Source organism: Sediminibacterium soli (genome assembly GCF_009939225.1).
GTDB classification, from domain to species: Bacteria; Bacteroidota; Bacteroidia; order Chitinophagales; family Chitinophagaceae; genus Sediminibacterium; species Sediminibacterium soli.
The window spans coordinates 266698-284119 of sequence record NZ_JAACJR010000008.1 but is presented as its reverse complement, the minus strand read 5'-3'; the positions used below and the strand labels follow the sequence as shown (position 1 = coordinate 284119).

Annotated in this window: 15 protein-coding genes and 1 pseudogene; 15 read left to right on the top strand and 1 reads right to left on the bottom strand. The window is 43.4% G+C overall.

Annotated features, from left to right (window positions below; genetic code table 11):
- The first annotated feature begins 17 nt into the window (after positions 1-17).
- The 14 genes from GWC94_RS08450 to GWC94_RS08385 all read left to right on the top strand — a co-directional run bounded on the left by GWC94_RS08450 (position 18) and on the right by GWC94_RS08385 (position 14688).
- A complete protein-coding gene (locus tag GWC94_RS08450) occupies positions 18-2486 on the top strand; it encodes a TraG family conjugative transposon ATPase (RefSeq protein ID WP_161834605.1) in 2469 nt (822 codons plus the stop codon).
- 11 nt (positions 2487-2497) lie between these two features.
- On the top strand, positions 2498-2887 hold the full coding sequence (locus GWC94_RS08445) for a hypothetical protein (protein WP_161834604.1): 390 nt from the start codon (positions 2498-2500) through the stop codon (positions 2885-2887).
- Positions 2888-2890: 3 nt separating this feature from the next.
- Positions 2891-3565 carry a conjugal transfer protein TraI gene (locus GWC94_RS08440; protein WP_161834603.1) on the top strand — a complete coding sequence of 225 codons (675 nt, stop codon included), beginning with the start codon at positions 2891-2893 and terminating at the stop codon, positions 3563-3565.
- A 10-nt stretch (positions 3566-3575) separates the two neighbouring features.
- Positions 3576-4226, top strand: coding sequence for a hypothetical protein (locus tag GWC94_RS08435; RefSeq protein ID WP_202628671.1), 651 nt, complete (start codon positions 3576-3578; stop codon positions 4224-4226).
- A gap of 2 nt (positions 4227-4228) precedes the next feature.
- Positions 4229-4867, top strand: coding sequence for a TerB family tellurite resistance protein (locus GWC94_RS08430; protein ID WP_161834602.1), 639 nt, complete (start codon positions 4229-4231; stop codon positions 4865-4867).
- A gap of 10 nt (positions 4868-4877) precedes the next feature.
- Complete coding sequence (traJ, locus tag GWC94_RS08425) at positions 4878-6089, top strand: conjugative transposon protein TraJ (protein WP_161834601.1); 1212 nt, start codon at positions 4878-4880, stop codon at positions 6087-6089.
- Between the two features lie 30 nt (positions 6090-6119).
- On the top strand, positions 6120-6731 hold the full coding sequence (gene traK / locus GWC94_RS08420; protein WP_225859959.1) for a conjugative transposon protein TraK: 612 nt from the start codon (positions 6120-6122) through the stop codon (positions 6729-6731).
- 11 nt (positions 6732-6742) lie between these two features.
- On the top strand, positions 6743-7225 hold the full coding sequence (locus GWC94_RS08415; RefSeq protein ID WP_095836204.1) for a hypothetical protein: 483 nt from the start codon (positions 6743-6745) through the stop codon (positions 7223-7225).
- A 2-nt stretch (positions 7226-7227) separates the two neighbouring features.
- On the top strand, positions 7228-8535 hold the full coding sequence (gene traM / locus GWC94_RS08410; RefSeq protein ID WP_161834600.1) for a conjugative transposon protein TraM: 1308 nt from the start codon (positions 7228-7230) through the stop codon (positions 8533-8535).
- Between the two features lie 29 nt (positions 8536-8564).
- Positions 8565-9407, top strand: a complete 843-nt coding sequence (gene traN / locus GWC94_RS08405) for a conjugative transposon protein TraN (RefSeq protein ID WP_161834599.1) — start codon at positions 8565-8567, stop codon at positions 9405-9407.
- 66 nt (positions 9408-9473) lie between these two features.
- The gene (locus tag GWC94_RS08400) at positions 9474-10631 is read left to right on the top strand and encodes a hypothetical protein (protein ID WP_235918493.1); all 1158 of its coding nucleotides are present in this window, start codon (positions 9474-9476) and stop codon (positions 10629-10631) included.
- Between the two features lie 87 nt (positions 10632-10718).
- A complete protein-coding gene (locus tag GWC94_RS08395; protein ID WP_161834598.1) occupies positions 10719-11468 on the top strand; it encodes a hypothetical protein in 750 nt (249 codons plus the stop codon).
- A gap of 21 nt (positions 11469-11489) precedes the next feature.
- On the top strand, positions 11490-12542 hold the full coding sequence (locus GWC94_RS08390) for a hypothetical protein (RefSeq protein WP_161834597.1): 1053 nt from the start codon (positions 11490-11492) through the stop codon (positions 12540-12542).
- A gap of 586 nt (positions 12543-13128) precedes the next feature.
- Complete coding sequence (locus GWC94_RS08385; protein ID WP_161834596.1) at positions 13129-14688, top strand: recombinase family protein; 1560 nt, start codon at positions 13129-13131, stop codon at positions 14686-14688.
- 5 nt (positions 14689-14693) lie between these two features.
- Here the strand turns inward: GWC94_RS08385 and GWC94_RS08380 are convergent, their stop codons facing one another.
- Positions 14694-16256, bottom strand: a complete 1563-nt coding sequence (locus GWC94_RS08380) for a Fic family protein (RefSeq protein WP_161834595.1) — start codon at positions 16254-16256, stop codon at positions 14694-14696.
- Positions 16257-16274: 18 nt separating this feature from the next.
- On the opposite strand from GWC94_RS08380, the pseudogene GWC94_RS17100 reads away from it, so the two are divergent.
- A pseudogene (locus GWC94_RS17100) lies at positions 16275-17402 on the top strand (recombinase family protein); the annotation flags it as partial.
- Positions 17403-17422: the final 20 nt, after the last annotated feature.

The following is a 17422-nucleotide window of genomic DNA, read 5'->3' as shown; positions in this document are numbered from 1 at the left end:
CAGGTAAAAAAAGTGAGATGGAAAAAGTGTTGGATGATATTTTACCAATAATGGATGTAGAGCATGACTGCATCCTGAGCAAGCAGGGCGACATGACGGTTGTCTTTAAAGCAGACCTGCCGGAAATCTTTTCGCTTTCCGATCAGGAGTACGAAGCCTTTCATCAGGCATGGATAAAGGCAATCAAGCTACTGCCCAAATACAGCGTATTCCACAAGCAGGATTGGTTTTTGGATAGCAGCCATAAGCCGGACTTTACAAAGGAAGATACCAGCTTCCTTAGTCGGGCCAGCGAGCGGTTCTTCAACGAGCGTCCCTTCCTGGCGCATAGCTGTTACATCATGCTCACCAAAAAGCCTGAAGGACGTAAAACAGCCAGCTCCATGTTTTCAAGCCTCCTGCGTAAATCCATAGTGCCGGAAGAAACTTTAAAGCCGCAACTGTTGCAGGACTTTCTGGACAGTGCGGGTCAGTTCAGGCGCATTATGGAAGACAGCGGTTTCGTGAAGCTGACCAGGCTTAAAGAAAAAGAGCTGCGGAGCCATAGCCGTAAGATGGGTTTGATAGAGCAGTATTGCTATCTGTCCGAGCGAAACGATAGTTTCCTGATGGCTGACATCAGTTTTGATGAAGGAATGCGTGTGGGTGACAAGTATTGCCAGCTATATACGCTGGGAGATGCCGCAGATCTTCCTGCACTGTGCGGTAGCCGTATCAATTACGACAAATACAGTACCGATAAAACAAAGTTCAGCGTTGGCTTTGCTTCTACGTTAGGACAACTTCTACCATGCAATCACATATATAATCAGTACCTCTTTATTGAAGATGCGCAAAAGACTATTCAAAAGCTGGAGAGCAAAAGATTACGCCTGCAATCCCTTTCGGCATACAGCCGGGAGAATTTGATTGCAAGGGATGCTACCAATGATTTCCTGAACGAAGCAATAAGCCAGCAACGGCTTCCGGTTAAATCGCATTTCAATGTACTGGTATGGACGGATAACAAGGAAGAACTGAAGGACCTGAAGAATATGGTGTCCTCTGCATTGGCGCAGATGGACGCAGTAGCCAAACAGGAAACCGTTGGCGCACCGCAGATATTCTGGGCGGGCATTCCCGGTAACGCGGCAGATTTTCCCATGAACGACACCTTCGACACATTTGCGGAACAGGCTACGTGTTTTCTGAATCTGGAAACCGGGTATCGTTCTTCAGTAAGCCCCGTAGGTATTCGCATGGGTGACAGGCTCACCGGAAAACCTGTTCATGTGGACATCAGCGATGAGCCTATGAAAATGGGCATCTGTACCAACAGGAATAAATTCATACTTGGCCCCAGTGGTTCGGGCAAGAGTTTTTTTACCAACCACATGGTACGTAGCTATTATGAGCAGGGCACGCATATAGTCTTGGTGGACGTAGGGCACAGCTACAAAGGATTGTGCGATATGGTGAATGGTTACTATTTCACCTATAGCGAAGACAATCCCATCCGCTTCAATCCCTTTTATATAGGCGAAGGCGACAGCCTTGATACCGAAAAAAAGGAAAGCATTAAAACCCTGCTCCTTGCATTATGGAAAAAAGATGATGAGGAATTTAAGCGCAGTGAGTATGTAGCCCTGTCCAATGCTATCGGAGGTTATTACAGCTACTTGGAAAAGAATACCAAAGTATTTCCCTGCTTCAACAGCTTTTACGCTTTTCTGCGCGACGAGTACACGCAGGTGCTGGAAGGCGACCGGGTGAAAGAAAAGGATTTTGATATAGACAACTTCCTCTACGTGCTTCGCCCTTACTATGAAGGCGGCGAATTTGATTATCTCCTCAACGCTACCGAAAACCTGAATTTATTACAGGAACGGTTTATCGTATTCGAGCTGGACAACATCAAGGATCACCCGATTTTATTTCCCGTGGTAACGATCATCATCATGGAAGTCTTCATCAACAAAATGAGGAAGATGAAGGGCATCCGGAAAATGATATTGATTGAAGAAGCCTGGAAAGCTCTCATGAAAGAAGGTTTTGCCGAATACATAAAATACTTATTTAAGACCGTCAGAAAATTTTTCGGCGAAGCGATAGTGGTAACGCAGGAAGTGGAAGATATTATTTCTTCTCCGGTGGTAAAGCAGGCCATCATCAACAACAGCGATTGCAAGATCCTGCTTGACCAAAATAAATATCAGAACAAGTTCGACCAGATACAGGAATTGTTGGGACTAACAGAAAAGGAAAAGGCATTGGTGCTGTCCGTTAACAAATCCAACGACCCTACTAAAAAATACAAAGAAGTATTCATCAGCCTTGGCGGTATGCTTAGCAAAGTGTACCGGACGGAAGTAAGCCTGGAGGAATACCTCGCCTATACTACTGAGCAAACAGAAAAGGTAAAGCTGATGGAATATGCTGCAAAGTTTGATGGTGACATCCGCAAAGGCATTGCAGCAATGGCAGAAGATATAAGAAATAAAAGCTAAACAGCTAACCAATGAAACTGAATAAACTGATATATGACCTGCGCTTAGCCATTAAAATTATCCTGCACTTTGGGAGGCAGCACCATGCTACGATCTCGATGATGGAAGGTATATATGTAAGACAGCCGCCACACAATGAAAAGATTGCTGGAGTGGATACCACCCTTACCATAAAGCCCTGTGGCAGCTTATACCAGGTTACCCGAACAGAATATGTAAGTAACACTCCTGAATCTGAAGAAACATGGTTGGCTACCTATGGATGGCATTCCAACGGCCACCTGATTGAAATAGGCGGAGATCGGTATTGCATTTTCGAGACAGTTTCAAAATCACTATATCTCGAAGCACTTACGGAGCAAGGCAAAACAACGATTGAATTATTTATTAAAAATCTATAAGGCATGAAAAAGATATGGTTCATCACAATGTTAGCTACCATGTTACTGGTGGTAGCACCTACGCAACAAAGCCACGCAGTGGTTTGGGTTGTAGTAAAAGCTGCCGTCAAAAAAGTGATCAAGGCAATTGATTTGCAAATTCAGCGATTGCAGAATAAAACGATCTGGCTGCAAAATGCTCAGAAAACCTTAGAGAACACTTTATCCAAATTAAAACTGGATGAGATTTCAGACTGGACGGAAAAGCAAAAAGAGCAATACCGGAAATACTATGAGGAACTGGCTAAGGTCAAATTCATTATATCCTACTACCAGCGCATCCGGGATATTACAAAGAAACAATTACGCCTTGTAGATGAATACAAACGCTCATGGTCGCTCATCCGGCAGGACAGTCATTTTACAGCAGAGGAAATTTTTTACATGGAAAAAGTGTATTCCGGCATTCTTGACGAAAGCCTGAAGAACATTGACCAGATCAACCTCATTATAAAATCCTTCACCACAAAAATGAGCGATGCCAAAAGGCTGGAACTGATTAACAATGCAGCCGACCAGGTAGATGCCAATTATTCGGATCTGGTGCAGTTCAACAGGCAAAATACTTTACTAAGCCTTCAACGTGCTAAAACTGAAACCGAAGTGCAGGCAGTAAAAAAATTATATGGGCTTCCTTAAATCAGTACGTATGAAAAAGATACTCTTATTTCTATTGCTGTTCGTGTCGGCAATGAGCAGCCTGCAAGCACAAACATTTGCAGAGTGGTTTAATCAAAAACAGACACAGCGTAAATACCTGCTTCAGCAGATTGCAGCTCTTCAGGTATATATCGGCTATGCTAAAAAGGGCTACAACATAGCCAAAGAAGGGTTGAACACTATCGGCGGCTTCACCAGGGGAGAATTTAACCTGCACACAGATTACCTCAATTCTTTGAAGTCCGTCAACCCGGAGATCAGGCGGTACGCAAAGGTTGCGGATATAATCGCCTTACAGGTAAAAATTGTACAAAACTATAACCGCACTTACGGCAGGCTTAACAGAAGCGATGCCTTTAGCAATGATGAGCTGGCCTACATCAGAAGGGTCTTTGGTCGGTTGCTGGACGATTGCGATAAAAGTCTGGACGAGCTGATTACGATTACAACAGATAGCAAACTGGAAATGAAGGACGATGAGCGCATAGCAAGGATTGATAAGTTATATCTGGACATGCAGGACAAATACACTTTCTCACAAAGTTTTTCCAACGATGCAAAATCGCTTGCGGCATCCAGAATTAAAGAAAAAACAGATGTACAAACCAGCCGTGTATTACAGGGCATTAAAAACGAGTAACTATGAAAAAGCTGATCATAATGATATCGCTATCCTTCCTGGGCATATTTCCTGCCTTTCGTGCATTTGCGCAGGCAGATGAGATAGCGCAGCTCATACTCAATATTGAGAAGCTGGCGCAATTCAAGCAAATCCTCAGCGACATGAAGAAAGGCTACGAAATTCTTAGCGGAGGATATAACACCATCAAGAATATTTCAGAAGGCAACTTCAGCTTGCATAAGGCTTTTCTTGATGGCTTAATGGAGGTAAGTCCGGCAGTACGCAATTACCGGCGTGTAGCAGACATTATCAATTACCAGATAATACTGGTTAAAGAATACCGGAAGGCTTATGAACGCTTCCGGCAGGACAACAATTTCAATGCAGATGAGCTGGCTTATTTGGGTCGTGTATATGATAACCTTTTTAAAGAAAGTCTGCGCAACCTCGATGAACTGCTTACAGTAATCACGGCAGGCAAAGCCCGTATGAGCGATGATGAACGCTTGCAGGCCATTGACCGGATATATGCAGACATGCAGGACAAATTAATGTTCCTGCGCCATTTTAATAACAATACTACAATATTGGCAGTGCAAAGGGCGAAGGAGCGCAACGATGCACAGACCATCCGAAAAATCTATGGGTTAAACAATTAAACAGATAAATATGGCAAAGTGTAGAAAGGCCGCCTGGCTGGCGGCAGTGGGCTTGATATTGCCTTTTATAAGCCATGCGCAGGGAATAGCCGATGAAATGAAGGGTTTGCATGGTGTGCTGGAGCAACTGTATGATGAGATGATGCCCCTGTGCAGTCAGTTAATCGACGTAGGACAAGGATTAGCAGGCTTTGCAGCTATGTGGTATATCGCCTCCCGTGTATGGGGCCACCTGTCAAGAGCGGAGCCTATTGACTTCTATCCGCTCTTTCGTCCTTTCGTGATTGGCTTCTGCGTGTTATTTTTTCCAACAGTCGTTCTTGGGGTGATCAACGGTGTGATGAAGCCTACGGTAACTGCAACCGCAGCTATGGTGGAAGGTTCCGATAAGGCTATTGCAGTTCTCTTGCAGAAAAAAGAAGAAGCCATCAAGAAAACCGATGTATGGCAAATGTATGTTGGGGAAAGTGGCAGTGGCGACAGGGATAAATGGTATAAGTACACGCACGATAACGAAGATCCTTCAGACGAAGGCTTCTTCGAGAGCATTGGTAATGACATCAAGTTTGCCATGTCCAAAGCCTCTTACAATTTCCGCAACTCTGTAAAAGAATGGATGAGCGAAGTGCTGAGGGTACTCTTTGAAGCGGCATCCTTGTGTATTGATACGCTACGAACGTTTCAGCTAATCGTGCTGGCCATCTTAGGGCCTCTGGTGTTTGGCATTGCAGTATTCGACGGTTTTCAGCATACGCTCACGGTCTGGATAGCAAGGTATATCAATATCTTTTTATGGCTGCCCGTGGCAAACATCTTCGGGAGTATTATCGGCAAAATACAGGAAAAGATGCTGGAGCTGGATATATCGCAGGTGCAGGATTACGGCGATACATTCTTCAGCAGAACGGATATGGCCTACCTGGTCTTCATGATCATTGGCATCATCGGATACTTTACCGTCCCCTCTGTAGCTAATTATATTGTTCACGCCGGTGGTGGTGGCGCATTAGGTCACAAGGTCACCAGTCTGTTTGGCAGTTCTTCCAGAACCGTGGTGAATACTGCCTCTGCCGGTGCAGGCATGGCGGTGGATGCTATGGGCAGTGCAGCAAACCGTATGTCTCAAAGCATGGCAAGCAGCGGTTCATCTAATCCTTATTTCGGCGATAGCAGTAGCGGCAACTCCGGTTACATGAACGACAAATTAAAGGGCAATTCATAAAAATCTAAAGGAGGATATATGTTCAAAAAGATGAAAAATATTGATACGGCATTTCGGCACATCAGGAGCTTTACGCTGGTAGTGATCATCGGCTGTGTATTGATCTGCTGTTTTGCATTGTACAAAAGTTTCAGTCTGGTATCGCAGATGCAAAGCAAAATATACATTCTTGCTAACGGCAAAGCACTGGAAGCCTACGCATCGGAACGAAAAGATAATATACCTGTTGAGGCAAAGGATCACGTCAAAACGTTTCACAAGCTGTTCTTCACACTTGACCCTGACGACAAAGCCATTACCGCAAATATTACCAAAGCATTGTATCTGGCCGATGGAAGTGCGAAACGTGCTTACGATGATCTGAAAGAGAACGGCTACTACGCCGGGCTTATTTCCGGCAACGTCAATCAGACTATTGTGGTGGATAGCGTGGCGGTAGATATCAACGAATATCCCTACAAATTCCGGTGTTACGCTACACAAAGCATTGTACGCCCTACCAGCATTACAACCCGCAGCCTGGTAACCGATGGGGCGTTGCGAAATGTATCACGCAGTGACAATAACCCGCATGGCTTTCTCATCGAACGATGGAATACGATTGACAACAGGGATTTAAAAACAGTAAGCAGACGACAATAAAAACAACGGTCATGAAACTATTTCCTAAAAGAAGAGAAAGCAATACCGAAGCTAAGCCCAATGCTATTAGCAAAGGCATGGCAGCAGGCTATAAGCGTTTGCAGGGTGGTTGGGCAAACTGGATGATGAAGCGCACGGAAAAATTCTCGCGTCGCACATGGCTTGTACTGCTTGCGCTCTTTGTACTGTCCACCAGTACCTACAGTGTTTATCTGGCAGTCAACGCTTTTACGGGCAAGAAAGGTAATTCAATCACAATAACGCCTATTAAAAAGCCGAAGCACGCTACTGAAACAGGAGAAACAAAAACAGAAGCTGCCGAGGTATCGGAGGCGGAATACAGCCGCATCAAAAAGTTCAGGGTGTATATGGATAGCCTGGCGCGAAGTCCTTCTGGAAAAGCCCTGTACGACAGCATCAATAGCCATCGTCCGGGGCTGATGGATAGTGTGAGGTTTATTGAAAATTATTATCAACAATTAAAACAAAAATAGAAATGGAAAAGCAAGTGAAAACTCCGAAAATGATCAGGCAGCGCAGGTTCTTACTGGTATTACCGCTGCTCGCATTGCCTTTTATGACCATGATATTCTGGGCGCTTGGCGGTGGCAAGGTTGAAAAAGTAGAAGCACAGGCAGCAGTAAAAAAAGGCTTCAACATTAACCTGCCGGATGCTAACCTGAAAGATGACAAGCCGATGGATAAAATGAGTTACTACGATCAGGCGCAACTGGATTCAATCAAATTTCTTGAACTGGTTAAGAATGATCCCAACTACAAGAACATTAGATTAACAGATACGGATGAATACCTGTCAGGGAAAGAAGATACATTTCAGCTTCCTGCCGATGAGAGAGGGCTGAACACTTCTCTTTACGGTGGCCGCGGGGGTAATGATCCCCATACTGACAAGATATATCGGAAGCTGGCAGAACTTGACAGGGAAATGAGTAAGCCTGTACCTGACGCGAGGGAAGATGAGCCTTATGATAGGTATCAACGCACTCCCGGCAGAGGTAACAATAGTGCAGGCGTTAATTCATCAGACGTGGACCGGCTGGAGCAAATGATGAACATGATGAATCAACCGGCTGGCGAAGATCCCGAAATGAAGCAACTGAATGGAATGTTGGATAAGATACTCGATGTGCAGTATCCTGAACGTGTGCAGGAAAAACTGAAGCAGACTTCCCAGGCAAATAAAGGACAGGTATTCGCAGTATCGTCACAAACAAAAGAAAACAACATCACATTGCTCAACGCCGATCTATCTGCGGGGGGTACAACAAATGGCTTCTATTCGTTCACCGGGGCGACCGCTATAGAAGATTCACAGAACGCCATACAAGCGGTCATCCACGAAACACAGACTATCGTTGATGGTTCCACCGTCAAATTGCGATTGGTAAATGATGTATTCATTAATGGGGTTCGTATTCCTAAAGACAACTTCATATATGGTATCGCTTCGTTACGTGGTGAAAGGTTAAGTATCAAGATTACCAGTGTGCGGTATAATAATTCATTGTTTCCAGTTGAATTAGCGGTGTACGATATGGACGGACTGGATGGTATTTACATTCCCGGAGCGATTACGAGGGACGTTGCAAAGCAGTCCGCAGACCGATCCATGCAAACCATCGGCCTGACTTCACTTGACCCTTCGTGGGGAGCGCAGGCCGCAAGCGCAGGCATAGAAGCTGCAAAGACCTTGTTCAGCAAAAAAGTCAAGCTGATTAAAGTAACTGTAAAAGCAGGCTACCAAGTGCTTTTACGTGACGAAAAACAAAAACAATCCAACTAAATATTTGAATCACTTAAAAATTCCAAAAGATGAAAAAGATCAGTGCAGTAATGGGAATGGGAATTTTCCTGCTTATTACAACTTTCAAAGCGCAGGCGCAAACAAATTCAACCTGGCAAACAAAAGCAATTGAATCGTATCATGTGGCAATTGCTTTCTCAAAAACAACCAACATTATCTTTCCCTATTCTATTGTCAGTGTAGATATAGGAAGCAGGGATGTGTTGGCTCAAAAAGCAAAGGGAGTGGAAAATATCTTGCAAATAAAAGCCGCAAAGGATAGCTTTCCTCAAACCAATATCAGCATCATTACTGCTGACGGAAGGCTCACATCCTTTCTGGTTGATTATGCTGAACAGCCTGCTATACTCAATCTTTCATTAGCGGGCCTGACAAAGCAAAACACCATCTCCATTCCTTCAGAAAGTATCAACCAGGAACAAATGGAGAATTACGCTTCAATGGCTTTTGAATCGAAGAAAACGATACGGGGTATAAAGGATGAAACTTTCGGCATTCGTCTTAAACTGAACGGCCTGTTTATTCATGATGACATTATGTTGATGCGATTCAATATTGCCAATGAAACAAATATCAACTATGATATTGACCAGCTCAGGCTTTACATCCGTGACCAAAAGAAAAGCAAAAGAACTGCTACGCAGGAGATAGAAATAGTACCCGTACTTGTACATAACAATACAACCAAAGTAATCGGGCAGTCAGATACTACCATCGTTTTTATTGTACCAAAATTTACTATTCCTGATAAGAAGTATCTCGCAGTTCAAATGATGGAGAAGAACGGCGGCAGGCATCTGGAACTGTATATAAAGAACAAGAAAATTGTAAAGGCAGCTCCGATTAATTAAACCTGAACGCTCCATTGAAACTGTTCCATTCAATTTCAATTATTCGTTTTCGCTAAAAGATATGTTATGAAAATAAGGAAAGACGACTACAAGGATATTCTTGAATACCTGACTAAAAAGCGTTGGGAAGGTGAGGAATTTGTCGCCTTTCTCGATGATGTTTCTCCAGTAACTAAAGAAGACCTATTCACATTCTCCACGGAATATGATGTTAGGGAGTTCTGCTACGAAATGTCAACCGACATAGATTTTTACAACTTTCTGTCAATACGGTCGGCATATAAGACAATGCAGGAAGCTGCCGAGAACAGCAAGCTAATGATTGAAAGGGAAGGCATCGTTGACGTGTCCCTGATGGTAGCGGTTCGTTACGAGAGATTAGAAAGAGAACAATTAAATAACAATCAAAATTCAGAAGTCATGAATCAGAAAAATTTTGAATACCTGCGTGACCAGATAAAGTACACGGGGTTCGGTGAAGGGTTGGAAAATGACCTGAAGCAAAAAATTCAGGAAGGAAACCCTGAGTTTAAATTGGCCTATGAAACGAAGTATGGCAACGATACTGTAAACGCTACATTGAATTTCAGCCAATCGAAGCAAAGCGATATGTATTTCTTTAATTCCTATCAGGTGAATGTGCAAAAGGAAAATAGCTCTGAAACAATGGAGCAAATCTTCTACATCAACAAAGGCAACAACATTACCCTGAAGGAAGGCTATAACCTGATGGAAGGAAGGTCAGTGAATAAAGACCTCACCAATAAAGAAGGACAGGTGTACAACGCCTGGGTACAGATGGACTTTAAACAAAGTGATAACAACGGCAATTTCAAGCTGAAGCACTACCATGAAAACTACGGCTACGATTTGGAAGCGGTTTTATCTAAGCATCCTATCAGGGAATTAGGTAACGAGGAGTACAAATCCAACCTGATGGATTCCCTTAAAAAAGGAAACCTGCAATCTGCCACGTTTCAGGTCAACGGTGCGGAGCAAAAACAATACATCGAAGCTAACCCTCAATTCAAGACAATCAACATATATGATAGCAGTATGCAAAGGGTGGATAACAGACAGGCGAAAAAAGAACAGCATTCTGAAGGTGAAAGCCAGTCAGCTAAACAAGATGGTAAAAAGGAAAGGCAGACACCTGCTGAAGATGATGGCCCTGAGATACCGAAGGCATCTAAGAAAAGGAAAAAGAACCAAAGCATCAGCTAAAGACTAAGTAGCCTCATCTATCATAAATAGTCGTGAAGTTGAAATGGTGAAAAAGAAACTATTTATAACGTAAAAACAGATTGAAAAATGAGAAGTCAAATATTAATGCTGCTGGTATTTATAATAAGCCTTTCAGCATGTACGAAAGATAATGAAGCTGTAATAACAGAAGGCGAAAATAAAACTGCGCTGTTAAGATCAGCACCTTGCGAAGCCAGTCCTGAAAACCCGGAAAATGCCTACGATAGCATAGGCTATTGGCATAATCAGATCGTGGCATACGTGCAGAACTGCAAGCCTGTTACTAACACACCTAATGCAGAGGTGTCAACGCAATGTGTACTTCGCTTTTGCAGGGAAATGGAACGTGTTGAGCCGCCTCTATCATTTTTCTCAACAGTAAACCAGACGGTAAGGCAAAGCAACGAAAGCATCGAAACGCTTATAGCTAATTGTCCTTATGAAGAACCAGTAAAGGCCGCCCTGGATTCGCTGGTGCAATTGATCAAACGACTTTCGGATAGCGATAGTCCCTATCCGGTGATTAAAGCCATGATTGTGGACTTTGAGAGCAGGGTAATGCAAAATAACCTGCTCCGTCCTGAAGGTCGTGAAATTGCCCTTAAAGCGGCATCGGTAGCACGTTACTCCATTTATTATTGGATGAATACGCTCCAGCCCCCGGCTCCGGCGGCGGCCTTTAAGTTTAAAAACATCGTTAAGTGGATTGCCGCCGTCACGAGTGATATAGGCGGCGCTATCGTGAGCGGCAGTGTGGAATACGCCGCAGATTGCAGCACCTATGCCTATGATCTGGTGACGTACAGTATGCCTTAATTGATCCTTAAAAATCAGGTTATGAATAACAGTCTTGTAAACAGAGTGGAAGCAGAACTGAACCAATGGCGTTCGAGAGAGGAAAGGTTTAGCAAGCTGTTTTCTTTCAGTCTTTCAAATAATAGGGCACTGCTAAAAGAAAAGCTGGATTACTACGACCGTATTGCTGCAAAGTATAAAGGCACGCAGGATCTGGACGAGCGGTTTGCGCTCAGGTTGCTAAGGCAAGAGCGCAATCGTATTGGAAAGCAGCTTTATCCTAATCTACTGATAAGGCTGCTGCGCAGGTTATTAGTTGCACCCGTTAAGGAACAAATCGTAATAAGGCAGGATAACAGGAAAACAGAGCAAAACAGCCAGGCGTTGCACCATCAGGTGCAGCGTGCTGGCTTTCCTGACCTTTCTGCAAAAATTGATGAGCAGATGAAACTTGGGCAGCAACAATTTTCCATTCCTGTTTCCTATTACCTCAATGATAAAGAAAGGTTAGATCACCAGTTATCGTTCGCCAAAGATCAATCCGGTACATACCAGCTTGAAGGGTATAAAACAACCCTGTATAATGAATCCAAACCGGATGAAAAACGGCAGCAATACTTTACCATGCGTAACGGTAATAATGTAAATGCCACGGAGTGCTATAATCTTTTATCCGGCCGTTGCATTCAGAACGGTGGAACTTGGATGCAGCTTGATTTTAATGACAAAGACCCAAACGGCAATTTCCGAATCAAGCAATTCCATTCCGACTACGGCTACCATCTTGAAAAGGCTTTGCAACAGCTTCCGTTAAAGGAATTGCTCAATAAAGGTGAAGCAGATAAGCTGCAATCAGAATTAAAAAATGGAAACCGCGTGTCGGTGAGCTTTGTGAAGGATGGAAATGAACAACGCTTCTATATTGAAGCTAATCCACAGTTTAAATCAGTAAATATTTACGATGAGCATTCCAGGAAAATAACGCTTCATACAGCATTGGGCAATAAAACAATGGATGCCATGAAAGTGACGCATAAGGTCAATGAGCAGCAGCAACAAAATCACGCAAAAAAGAACGGAATGAGATTAGGGTAATAAAAAGCATGCGCAATGGATAGGCTGTATTACTTGTCGGATTTTTTTGAAGCCATAGGAACTGATGCCCGCATCAGCATTACTCATATAGGCATTTATGCGGCTTTGTTACAATATCGCATACAGAATGGCTTTGCCAATCCTATCCAGGTCTTCAGTCATGAGATATTAAGCATTGCAAAATTGTCCTCCGCTATCACCTACCACAAATGCGTTAGAGAACTAAGCGAATACGGCTATATAAGGTATGAGCCGTCTTTTAATCGTATGAAGGGAAGCAAAATCTATTTTGCTGAAAGAAGCGATTAAAATAGAAAAGTGATTTGGAAAGTTTTGCAAAAGTCCTCAATGGGCTTTTGTCATCTAAAAAGGAGGTGTGAGATGGAAGATGATGTGTTGATGAGGATCACTCCAGACAAGGCGATAGAAATTTTACGTAAAGATGGAATTGATGTCAATATCGAAGAAGCACAGATTATACTCGACTTTTTATATAGCATGGCGAACATAGTAGTTGAGCAATACATAAGTATGCGGCATTGCAATGCCGAAATCGTAACACATACTGTAAAGTAAAAAAACAGCTATGAAAATTGCAGACCTTTATATCAGGGTGAGTACAGACGAGCAGGCAGACAAAGGCTATTCCCAACGGGATCAGGAAGAAAGGCTGCGTAGGTATTGTAACATCAACAACATTCAAATACGCAAGGTAATTTTTGAAGACCATTCCGCAAAGACCTTCAGGCGACCTGCCTGGCAGAACCTGCTGGTAGATTTGCGTAAGCAAAGGGGACATTCAGACTTAATTCTTTTTACGAAGTGGGATAGGTTTAGCCGGAATGCCGGGGATGCTTATCAAATGATCAGCCTTCTAAGGCATCTCGGAGTAGAGCCGCAGGCAGTAGAACAGCCATTGGATTTATCTATCCCTGAAAATAAAATGATGCTGGCTTTTTACCTCGCAGCACCGGAGGTAGAGAATGACCGCAGGGCCTTAAATGTATTTAATGGTATGCGCCGTGCTAAAAAGGAAGGGCGTTGGATGGGCACAGCTCCGATTGGTTATGTAAACAGAATTACAGAAGATGGCAAGAAATATATTGCGCCGAAAAATCAGGACGCTAAAATCATGAAATGGGCATTTGAAGAAATCTTTCGCAACAAACTGAACACAGAACAAATCTGGAAGCAAGCCAGGGCGAGAGGATTGAAATGTAGCAAAAATAATTTTTGGGTAGCGATAAGGAACCCTATTTATTGCGGATTGATTTTCGTTCCTCAGCATAAAGATGAACAAAGCCAACTTGTACAGGGACAACATGAACCAATTATTACCGCTTCACTATTCTTTGATGTGCTGGATGTGCTGGACGGCAGAAAGAGAAAAGCAGTAAGTAAAAAGGTAATTGCACAGGATGATATTCCATTAAGAGGTTATTTGATTTGCCCTAACTGTGGAAGGTTTTTGACCGGCAGTGCTTCAAAAGGAAGAAACAAATACTATCACTACTATCATTGCAGTTCCGAATGCGGTGTACGTTATAAAGCAGATGACGCAAACAAGTTAATGATAGAAGCCATCGGGAATGAAGTTCACAATGTTCCGCAACTTAAACTGTTTCGGGAAATTATTACAGCTACTTTCATGGATGTGAACCGTGTTGAGAAGGTAGATCAGAAACGCATGGTGGCTCAACTGGATCAGATAAAGCAGCGGCTTTCAAAGGCTCGTGAATTATTGCTGCGTGGAGAAATTGAAGGCGAAGACTATCGTACCATTAAGTCAGAAGCCAATGAAAGAATGACTGATATTGAAGTAAAACTACAAACATCCATTTCATTTTCAGACAATATGGAATTACTATGGGATCTTCCTATTTCCAAATTGTCGCATTTAGAAGAGTTGTTTCAAAATGGAACTGTTATACAAAAACGAAAAATCGTAAGTACACTGTTTCCCGATAACCTGACGTTCAACGGTGAAAAACTTCATCGCACGACAGTGAGTACAGCTATCAGCTTATTGACCAAAAGCAGGAAATCTCCACAGGAAATAGAGTCAAAAAGTAATGAGAACTATCAGGCTGAAAGTGTCCATCTGCACCGCAAACATGCTGTAGCCGTGCTACGAAATAGGATGTAGCCTTTCTACTTAGCGTCGGGCAACTTAGCCACGATTTTCCCTTTTAACCGCTCGTTGACCAGATAAGCAAGGAAAGTGGCAAACGAAGTAATATCCTGCCCTACGCTTGCCTGCTCCAATGCCTGCATATATTCAGTTCTCCTTTCCACAGGTATAACCGTCCACGGGTATCCACCCGAAGCCAACATTGCATTCATCAGAAACCGTCCTATTCGTCCGTTACCATCCATGTACGGATGGATAAAAACAAAAACGAAATGACCCAATACTGCCCTGACCGATGGCTCCGGTTCTTCCTCCAATAATTCAAACAGAACGGGCATGGCATCTCTCATACCATCCACGTTCAGAGGAACGTGTTTGGAGTTCCCAATATATACCTGGTGGTTGCGATACCCTGCAAGGTCCGCCGCTTTTAAAAGCCCGGCGGTAACGCTTGGGTCGAATAGTTGCCTGTACCATTTTGCGTGATCTTTATCCACCTGCTTTCCTGCATTGGCTCCCTTCAATATTGCTGTGATGGTTTCCTTCACCTGCAGAAAGGCTTGGTAGTAGCCTCTGGCAGCCATAGCATCCCTTTGCTTGCGATCTTCCTCATGCGCCTTACTGTTCCACTGACCGCTGCTTACTCTTTCTATAAGTTCCGGTGTCACCCGATACCGTTCTATCGAGAGGGAGTGATAGGCATCTGTTATGTAAATGTCGTCAACGTCCTTCAGGTAGGCTTGTGAATCATCGGGTATGCCGGGAGCTTTGGGAAAGCTGGAAATAATAATCTCACGCATCTGTTGCCACATGAGCCTGATGCGATTGGCGTAGGGAGAGCGTTCACGGGAGGATAGATTAAGGTTCAGTTTGGTTTCAAAAGGATCTTCTTCCCGTATATCGTAATCAGCTTGCTTAACAGTATCTACAATCTGATCGGCTATTTTATCCCTGTTAATATTTCTAAAAGCGCCTGCTAACCTTCCCGCAAATGTGGTGTGACCGTTTTCCAAAAGGATAGGTAGTACCTCCGAAGCATCTCTTATCAACGTAAGGGCTGTGCGGGCATCTATGGCATTCCTTGTATAAATGCTTGGTGAGCTGTAAACCAAAGCAGCCGGCAGATTGTACATCCTGATTCCATTGGTTACGATGGTTTGATCCGCTGGCGGAATACCAGTCCTTAAATTGAACAGGGACGTGTTATGTGGTAAGGGCGTAGGGTTATTATTTCCTTGTGGCGAACGTATCATCAACTGTTGAGGTACTGCGCTGTTTCCCGCATGGATAAGCAGCGACTGGTCTGCTGACAAGCACCAGTCATCGCCAAATTTGTGATTCAGGAACTTTACAATAAATTCCCAATAGGAACTGTACCAGGACGTGGTTTCACCTTCCTTTTCAGCAGGATCGGTAGGTATGTACCATCCCTTTGTCACCTCACGGATAAAGCCGTTTTTAAGCAGTATCTCCCTGTATTTCCTGTTGGGCATTTCATCGGTATGGATACCGACTACACCGTTATCCTGTAATTCTTTCAGGAATTTAAGCGATTCTACCAATCTTTCGCGGGGTGTGGCCATATCGAATAGTTTGAATTTATGCGGCTAATAGGCTATTGTGTGCCTGTTATGTTATTAAACAGGGGCGTTCAATTCCTATTAAACCTTGTCGGTTTTATAATATTAAACAAAGATGTAACAAATTTAGTAAATTTTGACGTGATGATACTATTAAATATTGCTCATTTTCATTTTTTCTTCTTATCTTTACATAGTACCACACTTAATTTTTTAGTTATGAAAATAGCAGACCTTTATGTACGGGTAAGTACGGACGAACAGGCCGATAAAGGCTATTCGCAACGTGACCAGGAGGAACGTTTGCGGAAATACTGTGAAATCAACAATATCCGGGTTAGGAAAGTGATCTTGGAAGACCATTCGGCTAAGACTTTCAAACGACCGGCTTGGACAGGCCTATTGGGTGATTTAAGGAAACATAAAGGACATACCGACCTTATCCTGTTTACGAAATGGGACAGGTTTAGCCGTAACGCAGGGGATGCGTACCAAATGATCAGTACCCTTCGGCGGTTAGGTGTAGAACCACAGGCTGTAGAGCAACCCCTTGACCTTTCAATTCCTGAAAATAAAATGATGCTGGCGTTTTACCTCGCTGCACCGGAGGTAGAGAATGACCGGAGAGCGTTAAATGTGTTTCATGGGATGCGGAGGGCTAAGAAAGAAGGGCGCTGGATGGGAACCGCACCCATTGGTTATGCCAACAAGGTTAATGAGAACGGTAAGAAATATATTGCCCCGAAAGAAATTCAGGGTGATATAATGAAATGGGCGTTTGAAGAACTATCCCGCAGTAAGCTCAATACTGAACAGGTATGGAAAAAAGCAAAAGAAAAAGGATTAAAGTGCAGCAAGAATAACTTTTGGGTTGCCATACGAAACCCGATATACTGCGGATTGATATTTGTTCCCAAATACAAAGAAGAAGAAAGCCTCCTGGCAAAGGGGCAACATGAACGTTTGATCTCTGAAGCCCTTTTCTATGATGTTCAGGATGTATTGGATGGACGCAAACGGATTTTGGGAACAAAAGTTACAGCCGATGACAGCATTCCATTGAGAGGTTTCCTAATCTGTCCAAAATGCGGAAGGATGTTGACAGCCAGTGCATCAAAAGGGAGAACACAATATTACCATTACTATCATTGCAGTTCTGCTTGTGGTGT

What these genes read in the sequence shown, in the direction of transcription:
- GWC94_RS08450 (WP_161834605.1), top strand. Translation starts at nt 18, where the DNA reads ATGGAAAAAGTGTTGGATGATATTTTACCAATAATGGATGTAGAGCAT.
- GWC94_RS08445 (WP_161834604.1), top strand. Translation starts at nt 2,498, where the DNA reads ATGAAACTGAATAAACTGATATATGACCTGCGCTTAGCCATTAAAATT.
- GWC94_RS08440 (WP_161834603.1), top strand. Translation starts at nt 2,891, where the DNA reads ATGAAAAAGATATGGTTCATCACAATGTTAGCTACCATGTTACTGGTG.
- GWC94_RS08435 (WP_202628671.1), top strand. Translation starts at nt 3,576, where the DNA reads ATGAAAAAGATACTCTTATTTCTATTGCTGTTCGTGTCGGCAATGAGC.
- GWC94_RS08430 (WP_161834602.1), top strand. Translation starts at nt 4,229, where the DNA reads ATGAAAAAGCTGATCATAATGATATCGCTATCCTTCCTGGGCATATTT.
- traJ (WP_161834601.1), top strand. Translation starts at nt 4,878, where the DNA reads ATGGCAAAGTGTAGAAAGGCCGCCTGGCTGGCGGCAGTGGGCTTGATA.
- traK (WP_225859959.1), top strand. Translation starts at nt 6,120, where the DNA reads ATGAAAAATATTGATACGGCATTTCGGCACATCAGGAGCTTTACGCTG.
- GWC94_RS08415 (WP_095836204.1), top strand. Translation starts at nt 6,743, where the DNA reads ATGAAACTATTTCCTAAAAGAAGAGAAAGCAATACCGAAGCTAAGCCC.
- traM (WP_161834600.1), top strand. Translation starts at nt 7,228, where the DNA reads ATGGAAAAGCAAGTGAAAACTCCGAAAATGATCAGGCAGCGCAGGTTC.
- traN (WP_161834599.1), top strand. Translation starts at nt 8,565, where the DNA reads ATGAAAAAGATCAGTGCAGTAATGGGAATGGGAATTTTCCTGCTTATT.
- GWC94_RS08400 (WP_235918493.1), top strand. Translation starts at nt 9,474, where the DNA reads ATGAAAATAAGGAAAGACGACTACAAGGATATTCTTGAATACCTGACT.
- GWC94_RS08395 (WP_161834598.1), top strand. Translation starts at nt 10,719, where the DNA reads ATGAGAAGTCAAATATTAATGCTGCTGGTATTTATAATAAGCCTTTCA.
- GWC94_RS08390 (WP_161834597.1), top strand. Translation starts at nt 11,490, where the DNA reads ATGAATAACAGTCTTGTAAACAGAGTGGAAGCAGAACTGAACCAATGG.
- GWC94_RS08385 (WP_161834596.1), top strand. Translation starts at nt 13,129, where the DNA reads ATGAAAATTGCAGACCTTTATATCAGGGTGAGTACAGACGAGCAGGCA.
- GWC94_RS08380 (WP_161834595.1), bottom strand. Translation starts at nt 16,256, where the DNA reads ATGGCCACACCCCGCGAAAGATTGGTAGAATCGCTTAAATTCCTGAAA.